Source organism: Sphingomonas sp. A2-49 (assembly GCF_025548555.1).
GTDB lineage: Bacteria > Pseudomonadota > Alphaproteobacteria > Sphingomonadales > Sphingomonadaceae > Sphingomonas.
This window is the reverse complement of the sequence record NZ_JAJLPA010000006.1, coordinates 1-21,589: the sequence shown is the minus strand read 5'-3', so window position 1 is coordinate 21,589 and position 21,589 is coordinate 1. Positions and strand designations below refer to the sequence as shown.

Here is a 21,589-nt window from a genome sequence, read left to right as displayed (position 1 = left end):
CCATGACGCGGGCCGAAGCTCTTGCGCGTCTCCGCTCACGCGAAGAGGATTTGCGGAAGCTGGGGATCACGCATCTGGCGATCTTCGGTTCGACGGCGCGTGACGAGGCGCGGCCGGACTCGGACGTCGATCTGGTTGCGTCGGTCGATTACGACGCAGTGCGTGGGCTGGGTTCGTTCGGCTTCTTCGGTATCGGGGGCAAGATCGAGGAAATGATCGGGGCGAAGGTCGATTTCATGACCGAGCCCAGCCGCAACGAACGGCTGCGCGCCGAAATCGACCGGGACCGCGTCCATGTCTTCTAAGGATGTTTCCCGTCGCCTCGGCGATGTCGTCGTCAACGCGGATCGGATCGAGCGTTATATCGCCGGGCAGGATGCGGCTGCATTTGCAGATAGCGACATCGTGCTGGATGCCACACAGCGGTGTCTGGAACGGATCACCGAAGCGGTCGTGAAGATCGGGCCGGTCGAAATGGCGGCAATCCTGCCGGACTTGCCTTTCGAGCGCGTGCGTGGACTGGGCAATATGTTGCGGCACGCTTATGACGATATCGACGTGGCAGTTCTGTACGGTATCTTGAAGAACGAAGTTCCGGCATTGCGTTTCGCCGCGCTTCGCGCGCTGGAAGACTGATGGCCAACGAAACCCCCCTCGACCGGTTCAAGGCGGTGCTTGCCGGCACCGCGCGTGCAATCGCGGAGGAGCCGGAGGTCGAACTGGCCTATACCGCCGATGCGCCGACGCAATCGGGCAAGCATATCAAGGTGCCGATGCCCGCGCGCGCGCTGCCGCCCGAGCAGGTCGCCGAGGCGCGTGGGTTCGCGGACGGCTTCGCCCTGCGGCTGAAGCATCACGACACCGCGATGCACCTGAAGGGCGCGCCGGCCGAGGCGGTGGCGCGCGCGGTGTTCGACGCCGTGGAGACCGCGCGGGTCGAGGCCTTGGGCAGCCGCGGCTATGCCGGCATCGCGGACAATCTGTCCCATTCGCTCGACGTCCGCCTGCGCGCGGATCCGATCACGCGCGCCCGCACCCGCGAGGAGGTGCCGCTGTCGACCGCGCTGTCGCTGCTGGTTCGCGAAAAGCTGACCGGGCAGGAGGCACCTGCCGCCGCGGCGCCCGGCCTCGCGCTGGTGCGCGAATGGATCGATTCGCGCACCGACCTGTCCGCGCTCAACCTCGCGCTCGACGACCAGCGCGCCTTCCAGAGCCTGGCGATGAAGATGCTCGAGGATCTGGAGCTGGTCGAGGGCGAGGTGCTGCCCGAGGATGCCGACGACGGCGGATCGGAGGACGAGGGCACCGACGACCAGCAGCAGGACGAGGGCGAGGACGGCGACGACGAGCAGGGCGGTCAGGGCGAGGGCGAGGTCGATGCCCGCGGCGAGGCGCAGGAATCCGACAGCGAGGACGGCGAGGGCCAGGAATTCGGCAACGAATCGATGGACGACCTCGACGGCGAGCCCGGCGACGACGGCGACGAGGGGATGCAGCCGGTGCGTCCCAACCGGCCGAACAGCGACTTCATGCCGCAGTTCGAATACAAGCCGTGGACGACGCAGTTCGACGAGGTCGTCGCCGCGACCGATCTGTGCGACGCCGAGGAACTGGCGCGGCTGCGCGGCTATCTCGACCAGCAGCTCGCACACCCGCAATCGGCGGTGTCGAAGCTCGCCAACCGGCTGCAGCGGCGGCTGATGGCGCAGCAGTCGCGGTCGTGGGACTTCGACCAGGACGAAGGCATGCTCGATGCCGCGCGCCTCGCCCGCGTCGTCGTCACGCCGGGCCAGTCGCTGAGCTACAAGATCGAGCGCGAAACCGATTTCCGCGACACGGTGGTGACGCTGCTGATTGACAATTCGGGGTCGATGCGCGGGCGCCCGATCGGCATCGCGGCGATCAGCGCCGACATCCTCGCGCGCACGCTGGAACGGTGCGGCGTGAAGACTGAGATCCTGGGCTTCACCACCCGAGCGTGGAAGGGCGGGCAGGCGCGCGAGACGTGGCTCGCCGCCGGGCGTCCGCCGCAGCCGGGGCGGCTGAACGACGTCCGCCACATCGTGTACAAGAAGGCGGACGAGCCGTGGCGGCGCGCGCGCACCAACCTCGGCCTGATGATGCGCGAGGGGTTACTGAAGGAGAATATCGACGGCGAGGCGCTGCTCTGGGCGCATGCGCGGCTGATGGCGCGGCCCGAGGAACGCCGCATCCTGATGGTCATCAGCGACGGCGCGCCGGTCGACGATTCGACGCTGTCGGTCAATTCGGGCAGCTATCTGGAACGCCATCTGCGACAGGTCATAGGCTGGATCGAGGGCAAGTCGCCGGTGGAACTCGTCGCGATCGGCATCGGTCACGACGTGACGCGATATTATGCGCGCGCGGTGACGATCATGGATGCCGAGCAACTGGGCGGCACGATCATCGAGCAGCTCGCCGCGCTGTTCGACACGCCCTGATCGCGCGATTCCGGCCGCGCCGTCCGCAGACGGCGCGGCCGGTCGCGGTCAGGCGTCGACGTCGGCGCGCAGCGTCCGGGCGGCGGCGACCATCGCCGCGATCGCCGGGCGCACCTCGTCCCAGCCGCGCGTCTTCAGCCCGCAATCGGGGTTCACCCACAATTGGTCGGGACGCAGGTGCAACTGGGCGAGTCGCATCAGCGCGACCATTTCGTCCTGCGTCGGCACGCGCGCGGAATGGATGTCGTAGACGCCCGGTCCGATCGCGGCGGGATAGCCGTGCTGCGCGAACGCCTCCAGCAACTCCATCTGCGATCGCGCCGTTTCGATCGAGATGACGTCGGCATCCATCGCCGCGATGTCGGCGAGGATCGCGTTGAATTCCGAATAGCACATGTGGGTGTGGACCTGCGTCGCATCGGCCACGCCCGCCGCAGACAGCCGGAAACAGGCGACCGCCCAGTCCAGATAGGCCTGCGCCGCGGCGGTGCGGAGCGGCAAACCTTCGCGCAGCGCGGCCTCGTCGATCTGGATCGCCCGGCATCCCGCCGCTTCGAGGTCGATCACCTCGTCGCGGATGGCGAGCGCGATCTGGCGGCACGACGCCGCGCGCGGCTGGTCGTCGCGCACGAAGGACCAGTTGAGGATCGTGACCGGACCGGTCAGCATGCCCTTTACCGGGCGATCGGTCAGTCCCTGCGCATGGCGCCACCAGTCGACCGTCATCGGCTCCGGCCGGGACACGTCGCCATAGAGGATCGGCGGCCGGACGCAGCGCGAGCCATAGCTCTGCACCCAGCCGTTGACGGTGAAGGCGAAGCCCGACAGCCGCTCCCCGAAATACTGGACCATGTCGTTGCGCTCGAATTCGCCGTGGACCAGCATGTCGAGCCCGACCTGTTCCTGCCAGCGGATCGCGCGTTCGGTTTCCTCGCGCAGGAACAGCTCGTATTCCGCCGTGTCGAGCCGGCCGCGATTGTGCTCGGCGCGCGCGTGGCGCACCGCCGCGGTCTGCGGGAACGAACCGATCGTGGTGGTCGGGAAGGCGGGCAGGGCGAGCGCGGCGCGTTGCGCCTCGACCCGCGCGCCATAGGGGGAGCGGCGGCGCTCCATCGCCGGGGTGACGGCGGCGATCCGTCCGGCGACGGCGGCGTCGTGGATACGCGGCGATACCCGGCGTGCGGCGGCGGCCTCGGCGGAGGCCGCCAGCGCATCGGCGACGCCGGCGCGTCCCGCGTTCAGCGCGCGCTTGAGGATGTCGAGTTCCCCGATCTTCTGCACCGCGAAGGCCAGCCACTGGCGCAGTTCGTCATCGAGCGCCGGTTCGAGCGCGAGGTCGTGCGGGACGTGCAGCAAGGAGCACGACGGCGCGAGCACGAGGTCGCGCCTCGCCGCGACCGGTTCGAGCCGGTCGAGCAGCGCGGGCAAATCGGCCCGCCAGACGTTGCGCCCGTCGACGACGCCGAGTGACAGCAGCCGGTCGGCGGGCCAGGCGGCGAGCACCGCGTCCAGCTGCTCGGGCGCGCGGACCAGATCGACGTGGAGCCCGGCGACCGGCAACGCCGCGGCCAGCGCGAGATTGTCGTCGAGCGCACCGAAATAGGTCGTCAGCATCAGCTTCGGCCCAGCCTCCGCCAGCCGTGCATAGGCGCGTGCGAACGCCTGTCCCTGCTCGGGCGACAGGTCGGTGACGAGGACCGGTTCGTCGATCTGCACCCACGCCGCGCCCGCATGGCGCAGGTGGCCCAGGATCACCGCATAGAGCGCCAGCACCTCGTCGAGCCGCGCGAACCGATCGGTGTCGCTCCCCTTGGCGAGGCTGAGCCAGGTGACCGGGCCGAGCAGCACCGGCCGCGTCTCATACCCCTGCGCCTTCGCCTCGCGATAGTCCTCGACGATCTTCAGGCGGCCGAGGGTCAGGCGCTGGCCGGCGGTGATCTCCGGCACGATGTAATGATAGTTGGTGTCGAACCATTTGGTCATCTCGCCCGCGGTGACGCCGTGCGCATGATCGCAATGTCCGTCGCCGGTCGATCCGCGCGCCATCGCGAAATAGGTCGCCAGCGTGGCCTCGCCGTCGGCGACGGCGTAGCGCCCCGGCACCGCACCGAGCATCACGCTGGTGTCGAGCACATGGTCGTACAGGGAAAAATCATTGGACGGCAGCCAGTCGGCGCCCAGCGCGTGCTGCCGCGCCCAGGCGGCGGTGCGCAACCCCGCGGCGGCGTCGAGCAGTTCGGCTTCGCCGGTCTTGCCGGACCAGAAGCGTTCCAGCGCGAACTTCAGTTCGCGGCGTGGACCGATGCGGGGGAACCCCAGTGTGGCGACGGTAACGGTCATGTCTTCATGCAACCCCGATGAAGGGCGGGGCAGACCGGACGGACGCACGCACCGGCCACGCGAACGAAGCAGTGCTCCGGCCACGGTTCGGCAAGCGGCCAGACCGGGCACCCCGCCGGTGGACGTATGGCGTCGAAGGCAGGTCTCCTGGCTCGCGGGTCGGTGCGAACGGTCTGGCCTTCCCGGCGGGTCGCCCCGCCAGTGACACGTCATGACCGCCGCTCGCCGCTTACAGTTGCGGGGGCAGCGCCGGCCTTGCCCGATAAGGGGGCGCACCGGCTTCCCGTCTTAGCTCCGGCACGGGCGAACCCGTGCCGGAGAACCTTGACGCCCCAAGCATCCCGATCGGGTGGGGCCGCGTCAAGCGGGATATAAAGAATTCTTTATATGAACGTCTCGGCGTGTGGGATCAGGCGACGGGGCCTGGCCCCGCCCGCATCAGCAGCGCCTCGCCGGGGGTATGGCCGAACCGCTCGCGATAGCGCCGGCCGAAATCGCTCATGTGGACGAAACCCCAGTCCGTCGCGATCTGGCGTACCGTCCGCCCCTCCGTCCCCAGCAGGTCGGCGTGCACCCGGTCGAGGCGGCGCGCGATCAGATATTGCACCGGGCTGTATCCCAGCCGGCGCTTGAAGGCGATCTGGAGCATGCGGACGCTGAGGCCGGACGCCGCGGCGATCTCCGCGATCGCGATCCGGTGGCGCAGGTTCGCCTCGATATAGTCGACCGCCATCCGTACCGGCCGGTCTGCCACGGCGGTGCCGCCGGTGCGACCGCCGGCCGGCGCCCCTGTCGCCGGCCATGCGCTGACGAACTGATAGACGAGCAGCTCCTCGAGCAGCGGCGTCATCAGATCCGCCTCGCTCCCCTTTTCGGGCAGGTGGTGCAGCAACAGGCCGACGGTATGCCGCAACGCCGCGAGCCCGAGGCTTCCCGTGTCGACCACCGGCGCGAATTGCGGCAGGACGGGACAGCCCGACCCGCCGAGCGTCTGGCAGGCGGTGACGATCGCGTCGCGTCCCACCGTCGCGGTGATCGCCGAAAAGCCGGGCGATGCCTGTTCGTAGCGCATGTCCTCGAAATTGCCGAACAGGGCCTGATCGAAGGCGACGGCGATGTCGTTGCCGCGGGTGCCGATGCGCGACATCGCGCCGCTGTGGACGAAGCGGATGGTGACGAGATCGGCGTCGATCTTGCGGGTGGTCCGGAAACCGGACTCGGTCCGCGTCGTCCAGACGCTGAGCTGTTCGGTCTGGCTGCCGCCGAACGCGATGTGCAGCGCCGTCTTGGGCAGCGCGGCGAACGCCACGGCGATGCCGCCGCCGGCGTTCAGCGGTTCGAGCGCGCGCACGTCGGTGACCGTGTGCGCGAACTGGGGCTGGGGCCGCCACAGCGCATGCGGGTGCCGGGACGGGCTGGTCACCGGTCGCCGCGACGAAAATGACCGCAGTTTTGCCTCCCCCTATCGCTCAAGGGCATGGATTATGCTTGACCAGTTGCAGATTTGCAACGCCCCGTCGCGACCGATAGGATCATTGCGTACGTCAACGGTCACGTCCGAAACATCTCTGATCGGTATCATGGCCAGATGCTAGTATTTTTGCGAAATCCCGCCATCTTTCGATGATACGGCAGCAATATTTCGCGAGCGGAAACAACGTCGTAGTCGGCAAATCATGTTTTTGGTCTGAATTTGGTGCTATGGCGCGGCACAGCACGACACGGTCGTCGTTCATACGGGAGTACCGCATCGAAAGGCTGCGGGTGTCGCCGGCTATGGTGGGAGGAACTGATCGCAATGGAATCGTCGAACCAGGCTCTGTGTCTCATGATGAGGGCGATGGCCATTCTGGAACGGGGCCCGACCAGCGCCGCCGTCTGTCATCTGCAGAATGCGATCGACCTGCTGCGGGACGACGATGCGGCGATCGACGACGCGTCAGGGGCGGGGGATCGGGCAGATGCGCCGGCGGGCGCGGGCGTGGGTCGTTCGCTGGCCGCGACCTGACGGGCGCCCGCGGTCGCGCGCCGACGGTCGGCAGCCGGTGCGCGGCGGCGCCGGCCGCCCGCGCAGAAGTTGCGGGTGACTCTCAATAGCGTTGACGTTGATAATCATTCGCATTAGTCGGCTCCTCGTCAAAGGGGATCATCATGCCGACTTCGCACTTCCTCGCGCTTTCCTGCGTGGGCTTCATCGCTTCGGCCCCGGCCATGGCCGCGCCGGCGCCCGCCCCGGCGCCTGCGTCGTCGGAGACGCCCGCGGAGCGCGCGAAGGCGATCGCCGAGGATCAGGACGGTCGGCGCGCGGTCGGGCGTGACGATATCGTCGTCAACGGCAAGGCGGCGATCGAGCCGACCGTCGTCGAGAGCCCCAAGGCGACGAGCACGCTGATCGATACGCCGCAGACGATCACCGTCATCTCCGACCAGGTCATCCGCAAGCAGAATCTGCAGACGCTGCGCGACGCGCTCCAGACGATTCCCGGCATCACCTTCGGCGCGGGCGAGGGCGGCGGCGGCTATGGCGACAGCATCAACCTGCGCGGCTATTCGGCGAACAACGACATCACCGTCGACGGCATCCGCGACAGTGCGCAATACAGCCGCACCGACCCGTTCAACATCCAGCAGATCGAGGTCTATAACGGCGCCAATTCGGTGTTCAACGGATCGGGCAGCGTCGGCGGCACGATCAACCTCGTCACCAAGGAGCCGCGGCCGGAGGATCTGACCATCGTGCAGGGGTCGGTCGGCAGCGACGATTACCGGCGTGGTGCGGTCGATGCCAACCGCCGGATCGGCGACGACGTGGCGATACGGCTGAACGGCGCCTATCACCACAACGACGTGCCGGGCCGCGACGTCGAGCGGTACCGGCGCTGGGGGCTGGCGCCGTCGGTGACGATCGGCATCGACGGCCCGACCAGCCTGACGCTCGCCTATGTCCATCAGGAGGACCGCAACACGCCGATCTATGGCGTCCCCTATTTCAGGAACGGCCTGTACGACGGTGCGCTGCCCGGCGTCGGCCGCAGCGACTATTTCGGCATCGCCAACCTCGATCGCCAGGATACGACGGTGGACCGCTTCACCGCGACCGTCCGTCACCGGGTCAGCGATGCGCTGTCGGTCCGCAACCTGACGCGCTGGCAGCGGGTCGGCCAGGATAGCGTGACGAGCGCACCGCAGGGGACCTTTTGCCTCGCCGCGACCAGTCGCACGCCGACCGGCGGCGCGTGCACCGCGACCTTCTCGAACGTCGTCGATGCCGCCGGCGTCTATCGTCCGGGCACCAATTCGGTGACGATCCCGGTCGCGGCGGGGTTCTTCCAGCCGAACGGCCCGCGCGGGCTGGTGCGCGATCAGGAGAACCAGCTCTTGGTCAACCAGACCGACATCCGGCTGGAAACGGGCGCCAAGGGCGGTATCCGCAACGTCGCCAATACGGGCATGGCGGCATCGGTGGAGGATTATGCGATCACGTCCGCCTCGCTGATCCGCAATGCCGCGGGACAGGCGCTGATCCTGCCGCCGATCGCCATCGGCAAGCCGGACACCGCCTATACCGGCCCGGTCAACCGCACGATCACCGCGCAGTCGAAGTCGCGGACGACGAACGTCGCGGTCTACCTGTTCGATACGCTCGAGCTCGGCCGCTATCTCGAACTCAACGGCGGCGTGCGCTGGGAACAGCAGGACGCCACGTTCCGCAACCTGCCGCTGGCCGTCGTGCCGCCGGGGACGGCGCCGCTCGCCGGCGCGCTCGCGCTGCCGCAGTCGAACCACGAACGGCTCTTCTCGTACCGGTTCGGCGCGGTCGTCCATCCCGTCCGCGACGTCAGCGTCTATGCCAGCTACGCCAACGCCAGGACGCCGTCGTCGGCGACGGTACGTCTGGGCTGCGTCGGCACGACCAATTCCGTGGTCGTCGACACCTGCGCCGTCGCGCCCGAAACGGCACGCAATTACGAGGCGGGCGTCAAGGCGGGGCTGTTCGGGCGCCGGCTGGAACTGACCGCGGCGGTGTTCCGCAACGAACGCAGCAACTATCGTGTCGCCTCGAACGACCCGGCGCTGCCCGCCGCGACGCAGGTGCTCGATGGCCGCGCCCGCGTCGACGGCGCGGCGCTCGGCGTGTCGGGCAACGTGACGCGCAACTGGACGATGTTCGCCAACTACACCTATCTCGACGGCCGCATCGTCCAGTCGGTGTCCGACGCCTGTCTCGCCAGGCCGAGCGCGGCGTGCGGCAACAGCGCCGCCGTGCCCGATCCGCAGCGCGACACGCCGTTCGTCCAGACCCCCGACCATTCGGGCAGCCTCTTCACCACCTACAAGCTGCCGTTCGGGCTGGAGGTCGGTTACGGCCTGACCTATCAGGGCAGCTTCGCACTGAACGCCGCGACGCTCGCCGCCCCGACGCAATATCGATCGGACGACTATCTGATCCACCGCGCCTATCTGGCCTACAGCTTCGCCGGCGGCCTGACCGCGCAGTTGAACGTGCAGAACTTTACGAACGAGCGGTATTTCACCGCGATCCGCAACAACGGCTGGGCGGCGCCCGGCGAAGGACGCTCGGCGGTGCTCAGCCTGTTCTACAGCTTCTGACCTTGCTAACGCCGCGCCGTCGCCTGCGGCGGGAAGGACCTCGACGAGCCATGCCATGCTGACCGCGATCCCCGATGTGCTCGACGCCGACGGCGTGGCGCGGCTGCGCGCGCTGATCGACGGCGCGACGTGGGTGGACGGCAACGTCACCTCGGGCCCGCAGGCCGCGCTCGCCAAGCGCAACCAGCAATTGCCCGAGGAGTCGGCACAGGCGCAGGAGGCGGGCGCGCTGGTGCTGGAGGCGCTCGGCCGCTCGCCGCTGTTCTTCGCCGCGGCGCTGCCGCTGAAGGTGTTCCCGCCGCTGTTCAACCGCTATGCGGGTGGCCAGGATTTCGGGTTGCACGTCGACAATGCGATCCGCATCCGGCGCGGCACCGATTTCCGCATCCGCGCCGACCTGTCGGCGACGTTGTTCCTCGAGGATCCCGACGCCTATGACGGCGGCGAGCTGGTGATCGAGGATCGCTTCGGACCCCAGACGGTGAAGCTGCCCGCGGGGCACATGATCCTCTACCCCGCGTCCAGCCTGCATCGGGTGACCCCGGTGACGCGCGGGGTGCGCACCGCCTGCTTCTTCTGGCTGCAATCCATGGTCCGCGACGACGGCGAGCGGCGGACGCTGTTCGAACTGGACGATGCGATCCAGTCGGTCGCGGCAGCGCAGGGGCAGGGCGACGCCGCCGTGGTCCGGCTGACCGGCATCTATCACAACCTGTTGCGGCGGTGGGCGGATGCCTGATTCCCGTCCCCCCGAAACGCGCGCCCCCGAGACGCGCGCCCCCGAAACGCGCACCGTCGCGGCCCCGGCGTTCGGCTTCGAAGGTCCGGTCAAGCGGTCGATCACGATCGCCGGACACCAGACCTCGATCAGCCTCGAGCCCGCCTATTGGCGCGCGCTGGAGCTGGCGGCGGTGGCGCATGCGCTGCCGCTGTCGGTGCTGGTGGCGCAGATCGACGTGCTGCGGATCGCGGCGGACGACCCGCCGAACCTCGCCAGCGCGCTGCGCAGCTGGCTTTTTGCGGCACGATTGACCGAACAGGGGCTGCATGCGACCCCGACCGGGGACGGGAGCGACGAATGAACAAGCTGGCGTGGCGCAGGACGTGGTTCCAGGTCCACAAATGGATCGGGCTGATCCTCGCGATCCTGATCGTGCCGCTCTCGCTGTCGGGCGCGGCGCTCGTCTGGCACGACGGGCTCGACCGGATCGTCAATCCGGCGCGCTATGCGACCACCGGCCGCACGTTGCTCGCGCCAGATGCCTATCTGGACGCGGCACGCGCCGCGCTCAAGCCGGGGGACCGGATCGCGCAGCTGACGATGACCGCGGACGGCGACCCGGTGGTGGTCGCCGCACAACCCGCGCAGGCGGCGGACGGCGGGGCGCCGGGGGCGAGGCGCGGCCCGCCGGTGCGCACGATGGTCTACCTCGACCCGCCCAGCGCACGCGTGCTGCAGGTGGCGGCGAGCAACGCCGGCCTCGTCCGCTTCCTCCACGTCCTCCACGGCAGCCTTCAGGTGCCGGGCGTCGGGCGACAGATCGTCGGCTGGATCGGCGTCGCGATGATGATCTCGTCGTTCACCGGCCTGTGGCTGTGGTGGCCGACCGTCGGCCGCTGGTTGAAGGGCCTGCGCTGGCGCCGGCATCGCAACACCGACAGCAACCTCCATTACCTGATGGGGTTCTGGGTCGCGCTGCCGCTGTTCGTGCTGTCGCTGACGGGGGCGTGGATCAGCTTCCCCGCGTTCTTCGCCGCGTTGAGCGGCGGCGCCCCGGCGCAGCGCGGGCCGGACCGCGCCACGCTGATGCGGGCGCAGGCGCTCGCGGCGCCCGCGCAGCCGCTCGCCATCGTCGTCGAGCGGGCGAAGGCGGTCCGCCGCGGCACGATCCGCAGCATCGCCTGGCCGACCGACCGGACGCCGGACTGGACGGTGATCTACGCCGGGGGAGCGACGGTCAAGGTCGCCGACGACGGCGGCATCGCGGTCGCCGCGCCGTCGCGCACGCCGGGCGGGCCGGCGCTGCTGATGCGCCGCATCCATGACGGCGAGGGGATGGGGATCGTGTGGCAGGTCGTCATCTTTATCGGCGGCGTGTTGCCGGCCGCGCTGGCGGTGACGGGAATCATCATGTGGTGGCGCGCCCGCGGCTGGCGCGCGAAACTGGCGCGGCGCTGATCCGGGCGGGGGGCGACCCGACCTGCGGCGTCGGAACCGCGGATGCGGTCGATCCCCATCGCGCCCTCGACCGGTCGCCGGGCCGGATCGTCCGGGCCGACCTACACTCTCGGACCTGCACCGGAAGCCACCGCACGGCGAGGGGCGGGCTGGAGCGTCTGCCGGCCGGTCACCCCGGAACCGGTCCGGGGTGACGGTGGCCGGGACGGACCGGTCCGCTTCCGACCGTCGATCGTTCCCTAGCGTCCCAGCAGCACACGCGCCTGGCCGGCGATCTGCGCCAGCATTGCGGCGTTCGGCTGCGCCGCGTGGCGGGCGCGATCGATCACCGCCTTGAACTGGCCGACGCGCGCCGCATTGGCGGCGAGCCACGCATCGACCGCGCCGCGCGGATCGGCGGCGCCGTTGCGTGCGAGGAATTCCAGCCGCTGCTGCTGGAAATCGCGCGTCAGGCCGGCGAGCAGCAGCCGCTCCCACGGGTCGCTAGACACGATCCGCGCCGCGGTCGCCTGCGCCCAGTCGAGCCCCAGCGCCTGTCCCAGATGCGTGAACGCCCGGGTCAGTTCGATCTCGTCCAGGCCCAGCCGCTCGCCGAGCGCCGCCAGCCCCACCGCACCGTCGAGGTCGAACAGCCGCACGACACGCCGCGCGAGGTCGGCGGGCGCGCCCGCGGCTTCCAGTTCGGCGGCGATGCGCGCGCCCTGCGCGCTCGCTTCCTCGAGCAGCAGCGAATCGGTCTGCCGTTCGAGCTGCGCGATGCCCTTGCCGAGCCGGTCGATCATCGTCCCGGGCAATGTCCCCGGCGCACTCGCGCGGAGCAGGTCGGCGATGTGCGAGCGCGTCGCCACCGCCATCTCGTTGAACAGCGCGATGCGCGCGCCCTCGGCGATCTCGGCGCCCTCGATCTCCGCCCAGAGCGCGTCGAGGCCGAACAGGCGCTCGGCGACGACGAACATTGCGGCGATGTCGGCGATCGCCTCGCCCTCCTCCTCGGCCAGCTCGAACGGCGAACGGATGCCGAGGCGATTGACGATCCGGTTGGCGAGCTTGGTGGCGACGATCTGTCCGCGCAGACGGTGCGCGTCGATCGCGGCCGCGAAGTCGCGCTGCATCGCCGCGGGGAAGGCGGCGTGGAGATCGGGGGCGAGTTCCGGCGCCATCGCCAGCGGGGCGTGCTCGATGCCGTCCTGCAACGCGAGTTTCGCAGTCGCCAGCAGCACGGCGAGCTCCGGCCGGGTCAGGCCAAGGCCTTCCTGCCCGCGGCGCAGCAGGTCCTCGTTGCCCGCGAGCCCCTCGACCGCGCGGTCGAGCCGCCCTGCGCCCTCGAAGATCTCGATGACGCGGACGTAGCTCGGGATCGCGGACGCGCCGTCCGCTTCCGCGATCGACAGCGCCAGCGTCTGGAGGCGATTGTCCTCCAGCACCAGGTGCGCGACGTCGTCGGTCATGCTGGCGAGCAGCGCGTTGCGCTCCTCGAACCCCAGCCGGCCCTCGTTCATCTCGCGGTTCAGCGCGATCTTGATGTTGACCTCGTTGTCCGAGCAGTCGACGCCGGCCGAATTGTCGATGAAGTCGGTGTTGATCCGGCCGCCGCGGCTGGCGAAGGCGATACGCGCCGCCTGCGTGACGCCCAGGTTCGCGCCCTCGCCGATCGCCGTGACGCGCAGGTCCTCCGCATCCACCCGCAGGCGGTCGTTGGCGGGATCGCCGACCGCGACGTTGTTCTCCACCGCGGCCTTCACATAGGTGCCGATCCCGCCGAACCACAGCAGGTCGGCGGGCGCGGTCAGGATCGCGGAGATCAGGCTCGCCGGGTCCATCTCGGTCGCGGTGATGCCCAGCGCGGCGCGGGCCTCCGGCGACAGGCGGATCACCTTGTCGCTACGCGCGAACACGCCGCCGCCGGCGCTGATGAGCGCGGCGTCGTAATCCGCCCAGCTCGACCGCGGCAGCGCGAACATGCGCGCGCGTTCGGTCCAGCTGGCGGCGGGGTCGGGATCGGGATCGATGAAGATGTGGCGATGGTCGAACGCCGCGACGATCTTCAGCGCCTTCGACAGCAGCATACCGTTGCCGAAGACATCGCCCGACATGTCGCCGCAACCGACGACCGTGATCGGCTGGGTCTGCACATCGACGCCGCGCTCGGCGAAATGGCGCTGTACCGAGACCCAGGCGCCCTTGGCGGTGATGCCCATCGCCTTGTGGTCGTAGCCGACGCTGCCGCCGCTGGCGAAGGCGTCGCCCAGCCAGAAATCGCGCTCCAGAGCCAATGCGTTGGCGACGTCGCTGAACGTCGCGGTGCCCTTGTCGGCGGCGACGACGAAATAGGGGTCCTCGCCATCGAGCACGCGCACGCCATCCGGATGCACGACCGCGCCGTCGACGATATTGTCGGTGATCGACAGCAGCGAACGGATGAAGATGCGATAGCTTTCGGTCCCTTCCGCCAGCCATGCGTCGCGATCGACCGCGGGCGAGGGCAATTGCTTGGGATAGAAGCCGCCCTTCGCGCCGGTCGGCACGATCACCGCGTTCTTGACGCGCTGCGCCTTCATGAGGCCGAGGATCTCGGTACGGAAATCGTCGCGCCGGTCCGACCAGCGCAGGCCGCCGCGCGCGACCGGGCCGGCACGCAGGTGGATGCCCTCGATCCGCGGCGAATAGACCCAGATCTCGCGCCACGGCACGGGGGCGGGCAGGCCCGGGATCAGCTGGCTGTCGAGCTTGAACGCCAGCGCTTCCGCCGCGGCGGGGGCGAAGGCGTTGGTGCGCAGGCAGGCGGCGATCAGGTCGCGATAGGCGCGCAGGATGCGATCGTCGTCGATCGCCGACACCGCGTCGAGGCCGCGTTCGATCGTCTCGTCCGCGGCGGCGACGTCGCCGGGATGCGCGGGATCGTGCGCGGCGGCGAAGCGCGCGATCAGTGCCTTGGCGAGCGCGGGCGCGCGGCGCAGCGCGTCGACCACCGTCGTCAATCCGTAAGGCAGCCCGGCCTGGCGCAGATAGCGGAACCACGCGCGCAGCAGCACGACCGATTGCGGCGACAGGCCGACGTCGACGATCAGGCGGTTGAACGCGTCGTTTTCCGCCTTGCCCTCCAGCGCCGCGGCGATCGCGCCTTCCAGCACGGCGGCATCGTGACCGTCACCGCTCGCGTCGCTCTCGACGACGAAATCGTGGACGTAGCTGTCATTGTCCTCGCGCAGTCGGGTCGGCAGCTCGCCGATCACGCGAAAGCCGAAATTCTCGAGCACCGGCACCGCATCCGACAGGGCGAGCGCGCCGTGCGACTTGTAGATCTTGAGCTGGCGATCCTCGCCGGGAACGACCGGGAAGATGCGGACCGAACGGGCGTCGGCATCGTCCAGTCCCGCAAGACGCAGGATGTCCGCCGCCGCCTCCGCCGCGGTACTGACGTTGCGGTAGTTGGGCGGGAACGCCTGCGCCCAGCGTAGCCCCAGCCGTGCGGCGCGTGCCGCGGGCACCCGTTCGGCGAGCGCCGCCTCGACGTCCGACACCCAGCCGCGCACCATCCGGCGCAGTCGCTCGGCGAGGGGTTCGGTGTCCGGCATCCGGCCCGATCCGCGCAGGTCGATCGTGTAGCGCAGCAGCGCGACCACGCCGTCGTCGAGGCTGATCGACCAGTTGAGCACGCTGCCGTTCGACGCCTCGGTCAGCATCTGTGCGATGGCGACGCGGCGCGCGGTGGTAAGGTCGTCGCGCGGCAGCCAGGCGAAGGCGAACAGGTGCCGGCCGAGCGCCGACTGGACCAGCACCAGCGCAGGCCGCGGCCGGTCGGCGAGGCTCATCGCGGTCAGGACCACCTCCTCCAGCGCGGGGGCGGGGAAGGCGACGACGAGGTCATGGGGCAGGGCGGTCAGCGCATGCGTCAGCGCCTTGCCCGCATGGCCCCTGGGATCGAACCCGAACTTGGCCTCGAGCGCCGACAGGCGGGCGCGCAGCACGGGTATGTCGCGCGGGCGCGCGCTCAGCGCCGCGCTGGTCCACAGTCCGGCGTGGATCGACAGGCCGGTGACCTCTCCCGCCTCGACGATCGGCACCAGCACCAGGTCGAGCGGTACCGCCCGGTGCACGGTCGAGATCAGGCTGGACTTGAGGAGCAGCGGCGCCTCGCCGCCATCCTCGAACCACTGGATCGCGAGCGCACGGCTCGCCTCCGCCAGCACCGGCGTGTCGTGCGGGTTGCGCGCCAGGCCCAGCGCCTCGCCGGCGCTGCCGTCGCGCCGCCACACCTGATGGCCGAGCAGCGTGAATTGCCCGTCGAGGAACCATTGCAGCAGCGCCGCGCCCTCGCCCTGCGGCAGGGTCGCCTCGTCGCGCGCCATCGCCTTCTGCAACTGGGGCCAGTCGGTGACGGCGGCACGCACGTCGGCCAGCACCGCGCTCAGCCCCTCGATCAGGTCGCGGCGGTCGCGCGCGTCGGCACGCTCCAGCTCGATGTAGATCATCGATTCGGGCTGGCCGGCGCCGCCGATGTCGGCGAGTGCGCCCTCCGCATCGCGGCGGACGCGAACGACGGGATGGATCACGCGGTCGATGTCGAGATCCTGCTCGCCGATCGCCGCGGCGATCGAATCGACCAGGAACGGCATGTCGTCGTTGACGATCGCGAGCCGCATCCGCCGCCGCATGTCGTCCGACGCCAGCGCCTCCAGCGCGATCGCGGGCCGTCCGTCTTCTCGCCTGCCCGCGGTCTGCGCGACGAAGGCGGCCGCTGCGGCCCGCTCCACCGCACCGAAGCCGGTCAGCTCCCCCGGTAGCGCGCCCTTGGTCAGCCGGGCGGCGAGCGCCTCGGCCATGGTCTGGTTATGGTCGGCCATGGCGCGCCTATGCGCCTGTGAACAGCGGACCTCAAGCTTTGCTGCGCTGCGAAAATTACGTTGCGGCGCAATTTTCTATAGGGCGCGCTGCGACATCGGCCGGGTCAGGCAGCGGACTTGCGGACGATGCTTTCGATCAGCCCCTTGCCCTCGACGCGCTTGATGACGTCCACCGTTCCGTCGCGTCCCGCGCGGCCGAGCAGCACGACGAACTCGTCGCCGTCGAGGCCCATCGCGACGCTGCCGAGTGTCGGCAGCGCGCGCAGTTCCGCGGCGGCGCGGTCGAAGACGTCGGGCTTGCCCGCGGGCCGGCGTGCCAGCCGCTCGGCGGCGACGACCGCCTTGATGCCGCCCTCCGTCGCGTCGAGGAACGGTGCCAGCCCGCCTGCCGGCACGGCGTGGCGGCGGGCATGGCCCAGCACCGCGGCATATTCGGCAAGGCGGGTCTTGTCGTATTCGGCGCCGAAGACGAGCTTCACCACCGGCGTCATCGGTGCGCGTGGTTGCAACTTTATCCCGGCGCTGGCGAGCAGCTCAGCATAGCCGTCGGCATCGCCATCGCAGGCGAGCGCGAAATCGTGCGCGCGCCCGAGCGCGCGGTACAGGGCGGATCGCCCGCGGGTGTCGGCGGCACGCACCGCCGCGGCGCTTTCGCGCGCCATCGTCAACCGGTCGCCGAGCGACCCGCCGGACACCGCCTCGACCGGCTCGTCCGACGCCTCGAATCCGCCACTCGGGCCATCCGCCCAGACGTGCGAATCGGCGGGCGGCTTGGGCCCGGTGCGGACCGCGGCGTCGAGTTCGGCGTCCAGCGTCGCCTGCGTCGCGGCGTCGACCATCTCCTTCCAGTTGATGACGCCGTAGATGAAGTCGATCGACGTGCCCTCGGACGAGAAGGGCATCAGGATGCCGCGGTACAGCGTCGTGCGGCCGCGGGTGCCGACGAATTCGGCCTCGAAGCCGATCGGCGCGCGGTTCGCGATGATCTGGAGGTAATGGTCGGTCAGCCGCGACAGCAGCGACCGGCCCGGCACCTCGGCGATGCGCGTGATGCTGGTTTCCAGCCCGCATTCCTCGCGCAGCGTGCGGCCGAGATAGGCGATCGTCGGATCCTCGATCCCGCCGGTGAAGTCGAGCAGCACGCTGTGCGGCCCGAAATCGGCGATGCTGGCGGGGTCGAGATCGTCGATGCCCGGATAGGCGCGCCCCTTCAGCAGCGACACCCAGTGATTGTAGGCGCGCACATGCATGCGCCGCTCGTCGCCGCCGAGGTCGAACACGGCATCCTCGACGCCGCCCTCGTCGACGTCGCCCCGGTCGACGGCCGTGTCGACCGCGTCGTCGAGCCCCATCCGCTCGTCCTCGAAGCCGCGCGCGCTATCCATGCCCAAACCCTTCTTACGCGGGACCCGACGGTCCCGGTTCGTCCTGCTTGTGCACGCGCCGTGGTAAACGGGACGTAAAGACGGGCACAGAGAAAGGGACGCTTGTCAGCCCCGATCTTAGCTGTTAGGCGCACCACCCGAACGGCCGACAGGCCGCTTCGCCCGTGCCGCTTTAGCTCAGCTGGTAGAGCATCGCATTCGTAATGCGGGGGTCACAGGTTCGAGTCCTGTAAGCGGCACCATCTTTCCAGACGCACTCTCAGTAGGTTAGCGGCGCTCACGAAGGCGGAAGGCCGTTCGCGTGGGAGACCCACTTGGGTCCTACGTGGGGCGTCGTTGCGCTTGTCAAACTGTCCCGTAGAGCGTTCCCCTACAACGCTTCAGTAGGCTATGCAGAGTGCATGGCTCACGAAATTGGATTTCATCCCGGAACCGTTTGGCATCGCATCGATGCGCAGTGCCATACGCCACGCGACCGTAGTTGGGTTGGTGGACCCGGCTTGGCCGGTGGAACTCAAGAACAAGAAGCGGCGCGTCAGAAGTGGGCGGAGGAATTCGTGCATGCGGCCCTCGCCCGACAATTGTCTATAATCGCGGTGACCGATCATCATGATGTGGCTATGATCCCGTATGTGATGCAGGCGGCTCACGCCTTAGCGACTCCCCGTGAACTCATTGTGCTGCCGGGTATAGAGATTACCTGCTCGGACGGAGTGCAATGTCTTGCGCTGTTCGGCCCAGAAACTACGCAGCAGGAATGGACGCGAGTTCTAGCGAAATTGCCAGCAGTAGAAGCGGCGAGCTTAGAAGACGAGAAGACGTGCGAAACGGCTCACTGCGGATTAACCGTCGCTGACCTGATGAATTCCGTTCAGACGGACGATGTCCTTCGCGACCGGGTCATACTCATACCACATTTCGGCAACGAGGGCGCTCACAAGTCTCTGAACGCTCCTAGTCAAGCGCCGCGCGCCAAAGCACTACTGTCAGATGGAGTATATATTGAGACAGCTTTCCCGTCGCTAGACGCTACCACGCTCGACAAGATACAAGGTCGGATCGAGGAATGGGGAACTCGCCGCCGAGCAGTCCTCGCGACAGGCGATAACAAGAGGGCAAGCTGGGACCGCCTAGGGGCGCATGAATGCTGGATCAAGCTCGGTGAGCCCAATATGGAGGGGTTTCGCCAGGCCTTTTTGGCAGATGAGGCTCGCCTCGCCTATGCAGAGCCAGACAGGCCGTCCGCACGAATTTTGTCGATTGAGGTCTCTTCAAGTCTCACGGGCGCGAACCCTCTCAGCTGCATATTCAATGACGGGTTCAACAGCGTTATTGGAGGCCGCGGTTCGGGTAAGAGTTCTCTTCTGGAATACCTACGGTTCGGGTTGGGACGGGCGGAGCTGGACATTTATGGGGAGGACGGCGAGCGTCGGACACTTCGTGAGCGGGAAGCACAGTTAGTCGAACAAACCCTCAACGGGGGCTTCGTTAAGGTGGTTCTTGACCGTGAAGGCGTCATCGAGACATGGCGGAGATCGGGCAATCAGCCAGACCAAATCGAAGTACGGGTTGGGAAGAATGATCCGGAGACGGTCACGATCGCTGAGGCGCAACGAAGATTTCCGGCACGTGCCTTCCATCAAAAAGAACTTTCTACGACCATGGTCGATGCCGCTGCTGCGGCCGACAACATTACCGGCATTGCAGCAGCTGAAGTTATCGGCGAGCGCCGGCGGATTGATCAGGAAATAGCGAATGCTCGGCGGGAGATGGCAACGGCATTGCAAGGCGCAGCAGCTCGTTGGCAGTTTCAGTTCGAGCTAGACGAGGCCTCTCGACGCGTCGCCGATATTCGCAGGCGACTTGAGGCCCTCACTCAGCGTCTTCACGACGGAGGGGTCCAAAAGCAGGATTTAGATACGCTAGCAGAAGCTCCTCGCTATGGCAGCGCTCGCAACTACTTGGACGAGGTCGGTCGCCGCATCGTCGTTGATCGTGAGGCGCTGGGGGAACTCGTTAAATCGCATCTCGCCATTGATTTGGGGCGGCATGGCGACGCCATAGGCTTCCCTCATCTTTCTTCTCTGTGCGGCGCGATAGCCGACGCCCGTGCCGAGGCTTTAAGTGCCGTAAGAGGCATTCTAACCGGCTTGGAGGCCGTCGAGGTAAAGCGTCAGCGGGCCATCGAAGCCTTCGACGTAGATTTTGGCGATTTCCAAGCGCGGTATGATGCCGCTAAGGGACGTCAGAACGAACACAAATTTTTGATTGCGGATGCTGAGCGGCTCACAGCTGAGCTGCGTGAAGCCACTGCCCTTGAAGACGTAGCCTCCGAAAAGGCGAAGCGTGCCGAGCCGAACATTGCGCGGCTGGGGCTAACGCGAAAGAAGCTTGCCGACCTGCTCGTAACGCGGAGCGACTTGCTGGCGCGAACCGCTGCCGAGGTAGTGGATAAGTCCGAAGGCTCCCTGAAGGCGAGAGTTAAACGCGATCGGCTGCCGTCAGAAGCGGTGGAAGCCCTGTGTGCCGTGTTGGAGGGCAGTCGATTTCGCGACCCCGAGCAACATTGCTCCGACTGGGTCGGCGCAATTATGCACGCGGGTGGACCGGGGTGGTCTCAGGCTGCTGAGGGCATGCTCGACATCTACCGAACGAAAATCCTAGCGGGTAGCCCCGTATTGCCTGGAAAGGACGCGATCGCTGCATTATCAGCCGCAATGTTCGACGGTAAAAATAAGCTTACTGACTTGCAAGCAGTTCGGGTTTATCAAAACCTATCTGATCATGCTGTAGCCGCAATTCTTTCGGCCACGCCTAGAGACACCATAGCTCTTACGTACGTGAGCGATGGTCGAGACATACCATTCAACATGGCGTCTCCCGGTCAGCAGGCATCTGCGTTACTCCGTCTTTTACTACGACAGAGCGCTGGGACTCTCATCATAGATCAGCCAGAAGACGACCTCGATAACCGTGTGATGATGAGCATTGTACGCCTAATAAGAACCTCAAAATCCCGCCGGCAGATAATTTTTGCTACCCATAATTCAAACCTCGTCGTGAATGGGGATGCAGACAAAGTTATTGTGATGTCAGCCAATCGGACGGAAGGCCGGCTAAAGATTGGCACTGCGACGATTAGTATAATCTGCGACGGCGCAATAGAAACTCCCGCTGTGCGAGATGCAATAACGCACGTCATGGAGGGCGGACTAGAAGCCTTTAATCTCAGGGCAAGAAAGTACAAGTTCCAGCAAAGCATAGGGTGACCTGTATCGGGGCCGCTGCCATTTTTTTTTTGGGTAACAGAGCTACTGTATTATAAGCAGGATGGTGGGCTGGACGATCATTGCTGCCGCCAGCGGTTTCAATACCAAAACCGACGGTTTGCGAGTGCCCGATTCAGATCACCGATGCAGCTGCGCGTCGTCGAGCCTCAAACAACAGTTCCTAATTCGATGCGGTAAGGCCTATCAGCTTTCGCTAGCGATGCACGTTATCGCCCAGAAGATGCACGATACTTATGCGCAAAAAACGGCATCTTATATGGAAGGGTGGCAAACACGCCGCGGCGGATCGCAATGGTCTATTGCGATCTGCCCGCCGGCCTTCCATGATCGCCGTACCTCCTGTGAAAGCCAGGAGGTGGGGCGTGAGAACCTCAATCGATGAACTCGGTCGCTGATTCAGGGGCCGGGTGGCATGCGCGCATGTCCAGTCGGTTTCGATCGATAAAGGCGCATGCGCCTGCTCATCGATCAGGTTCTC

The 21,589-nt window shown here is 67.4% G+C and carries 13 protein-coding genes, 1 tRNA gene, 1 pseudogene and 1 riboswitch; of the genes and pseudogenes, 11 read left to right on the top strand and 4 right to left on the bottom strand.

Features of this window, described 5'->3' with window-relative positions; translation table 11 throughout:
• The first annotated feature begins 2 nt into the window (after positions 1 to 2).
• The 3 genes from LPN01_RS07680 to cobT are packed head-to-tail and all read left to right on the top strand — an operon-like array spanning position 3 to position 2,462.
• Positions 3 to 305, top strand: coding sequence for a nucleotidyltransferase family protein (locus LPN01_RS07680; RefSeq protein WP_262827790.1), 303 nt, complete (start codon positions 3 to 5; stop codon positions 303 to 305).
• Positions 295 to 636 carry a DUF86 domain-containing protein gene (locus tag LPN01_RS07675; RefSeq protein ID WP_262827789.1) on the top strand — a complete coding sequence of 114 codons (342 nt, stop codon included), beginning with the start codon at positions 295 to 297 and terminating at the stop codon, positions 634 to 636. The genes LPN01_RS07680 and LPN01_RS07675 overlap by 11 nt, the downstream gene beginning before the upstream one ends.
• Positions 636 to 2,462: a cobaltochelatase subunit CobT gene (cobT, locus tag LPN01_RS07670; RefSeq protein WP_262827788.1), complete on the top strand. Its 1,827-nt coding sequence runs from the start codon at positions 636 to 638 to the stop codon at positions 2,460 to 2,462. The genes LPN01_RS07675 and cobT overlap by 1 nt, the downstream gene beginning before the upstream one ends.
• 48 nt (positions 2,463 to 2,510) lie before the next feature.
• Here cobT and metE read toward each other — a convergent pair whose 3' ends face one another.
• On the bottom strand, positions 2,511 to 4,802 hold the full coding sequence (gene metE / locus LPN01_RS07665) for a 5-methyltetrahydropteroyltriglutamate--homocysteine S-methyltransferase (protein WP_262827787.1): 2,292 nt from the start codon (positions 4,800 to 4,802) through the stop codon (positions 2,511 to 2,513).
• A 119-nt stretch (positions 4,803 to 4,921) separates the two neighbouring features.
• Positions 4,922 to 5,130, bottom strand: a riboswitch (cobalamin riboswitch).
• Between the two features lie 81 nt (positions 5,131 to 5,211).
• A complete protein-coding gene (locus tag LPN01_RS07660) occupies positions 5,212 to 6,225 on the bottom strand; it encodes a helix-turn-helix domain-containing protein (RefSeq protein WP_262827786.1) in 1,014 nt (337 codons plus the stop codon).
• A 417-nt stretch (positions 6,226 to 6,642) separates the two neighbouring features.
• Between LPN01_RS07660 and LPN01_RS07655 the strand changes: the two genes are divergently transcribed.
• The 5 genes and pseudogenes from LPN01_RS07655 (at position 6,643) to LPN01_RS07635 (ending at position 11,592) form a co-directional block, all read left to right on the top strand.
• Positions 6,643 to 6,810, top strand: a complete 168-nt coding sequence (locus LPN01_RS07655) for a hypothetical protein (protein ID WP_262827785.1) — start codon at positions 6,643 to 6,645, stop codon at positions 6,808 to 6,810.
• Positions 6,811 to 6,953: 143 nt separating this feature from the next.
• Positions 6,954 to 9,413, top strand: coding sequence for a TonB-dependent receptor (locus tag LPN01_RS07650; protein WP_262827784.1), 2,460 nt, complete (start codon positions 6,954 to 6,956; stop codon positions 9,411 to 9,413).
• 55 nt (positions 9,414 to 9,468) lie between these two features.
• Positions 9,469 to 10,152 carry a Fe2+-dependent dioxygenase gene (locus LPN01_RS07645; protein ID WP_262827783.1) on the top strand — a complete coding sequence of 228 codons (684 nt, stop codon included), beginning with the start codon at positions 9,469 to 9,471 and terminating at the stop codon, positions 10,150 to 10,152.
• Between the two features lie 55 nt (positions 10,153 to 10,207).
• Positions 10,208 to 10,495: pseudogene (locus tag LPN01_RS07640) on the top strand (ribbon-helix-helix domain-containing protein); the annotation flags it as partial.
• Positions 10,492 to 11,592 carry a PepSY-associated TM helix domain-containing protein gene (locus LPN01_RS07635; protein ID WP_262827782.1) on the top strand — a complete coding sequence of 367 codons (1,101 nt, stop codon included), beginning with the start codon at positions 10,492 to 10,494 and terminating at the stop codon, positions 11,590 to 11,592. The pseudogene LPN01_RS07640 and the gene LPN01_RS07635, both read left to right, overlap by 4 nt.
• Before the next feature lie 239 nt (positions 11,593 to 11,831).
• Here the strand turns inward: LPN01_RS07635 and LPN01_RS07630 are convergent, their stop codons facing one another.
• Together LPN01_RS07630 and LPN01_RS07625 are read right to left on the bottom strand one after the other, a co-directional pair.
• A complete protein-coding gene (locus LPN01_RS07630) occupies positions 11,832 to 16,436 on the bottom strand; it encodes an NAD-glutamate dehydrogenase (protein WP_262827781.1) in 4,605 nt (1,534 codons plus the stop codon).
• Between the two features lie 104 nt (positions 16,437 to 16,540).
• A complete protein-coding gene (locus LPN01_RS07625; protein ID WP_262827780.1) occupies positions 16,541 to 17,821 on the bottom strand; it encodes a hypothetical protein in 1,281 nt (426 codons plus the stop codon).
• A gap of 166 nt (positions 17,822 to 17,987) precedes the next feature.
• Here LPN01_RS07625 and LPN01_RS07620 point away from each other — a divergent pair.
• The 3 genes from LPN01_RS07620 to LPN01_RS07610 all read left to right on the top strand — a co-directional run bounded on the left by LPN01_RS07620 (position 17,988) and on the right by LPN01_RS07610 (position 21,493).
• Positions 17,988 to 18,063: transfer RNA gene (locus tag LPN01_RS07620), tRNA-Thr, on the top strand.
• 159 nt (positions 18,064 to 18,222) lie between these two features.
• Positions 18,223 to 21,090, top strand: coding sequence for a TrlF family AAA-like ATPase (locus tag LPN01_RS07615; protein ID WP_262827779.1), 2,868 nt, complete (start codon positions 18,223 to 18,225; stop codon positions 21,088 to 21,090).
• A gap of 61 nt (positions 21,091 to 21,151) precedes the next feature.
• A complete protein-coding gene (locus LPN01_RS07610; protein WP_262827778.1) occupies positions 21,152 to 21,493 on the top strand; it encodes a hypothetical protein in 342 nt (113 codons plus the stop codon).
• Positions 21,494 to 21,589: the final 96 nt, after the last annotated feature.

Coding starts and splice junctions, on each gene's coding strand:
- LPN01_RS07645 (WP_262827783.1), top strand. CDS start 9,469: ATGCTGACCGCGATCCCCGATGTGCTCGACGCCGACGGCGTGGCGCGG.
- LPN01_RS07675 (WP_262827789.1), top strand. CDS start 295: ATGTCTTCTAAGGATGTTTCCCGTCGCCTCGGCGATGTCGTCGTCAAC.
- LPN01_RS07625 (WP_262827780.1), bottom strand. CDS start 17,821: ATGGATAGCGCGCGCGGCTTCGAGGACGAGCGGATGGGGCTCGACGAC.
- metE (WP_262827787.1), bottom strand. CDS start 4,802: ATGACCGTTACCGTCGCCACACTGGGGTTCCCCCGCATCGGTCCACGC.
- LPN01_RS07610 (WP_262827778.1), top strand. CDS start 21,152: ATGGTGGGCTGGACGATCATTGCTGCCGCCAGCGGTTTCAATACCAAA.
- LPN01_RS07655 (WP_262827785.1), top strand. CDS start 6,643: ATGGCCATTCTGGAACGGGGCCCGACCAGCGCCGCCGTCTGTCATCTG.
- LPN01_RS07615 (WP_262827779.1), top strand. CDS start 18,223: ATGGCTCACGAAATTGGATTTCATCCCGGAACCGTTTGGCATCGCATC.
- cobT (WP_262827788.1), top strand. CDS start 636: ATGGCCAACGAAACCCCCCTCGACCGGTTCAAGGCGGTGCTTGCCGGC.
- LPN01_RS07630 (WP_262827781.1), bottom strand. CDS start 16,436: ATGGCCGACCATAACCAGACCATGGCCGAGGCGCTCGCCGCCCGGCTG.
- LPN01_RS07650 (WP_262827784.1), top strand. CDS start 6,954: ATGCCGACTTCGCACTTCCTCGCGCTTTCCTGCGTGGGCTTCATCGCT.
- LPN01_RS07680 (WP_262827790.1), top strand. CDS start 3: ATGACGCGGGCCGAAGCTCTTGCGCGTCTCCGCTCACGCGAAGAGGAT.
- LPN01_RS07635 (WP_262827782.1), top strand. CDS start 10,492: ATGAACAAGCTGGCGTGGCGCAGGACGTGGTTCCAGGTCCACAAATGG.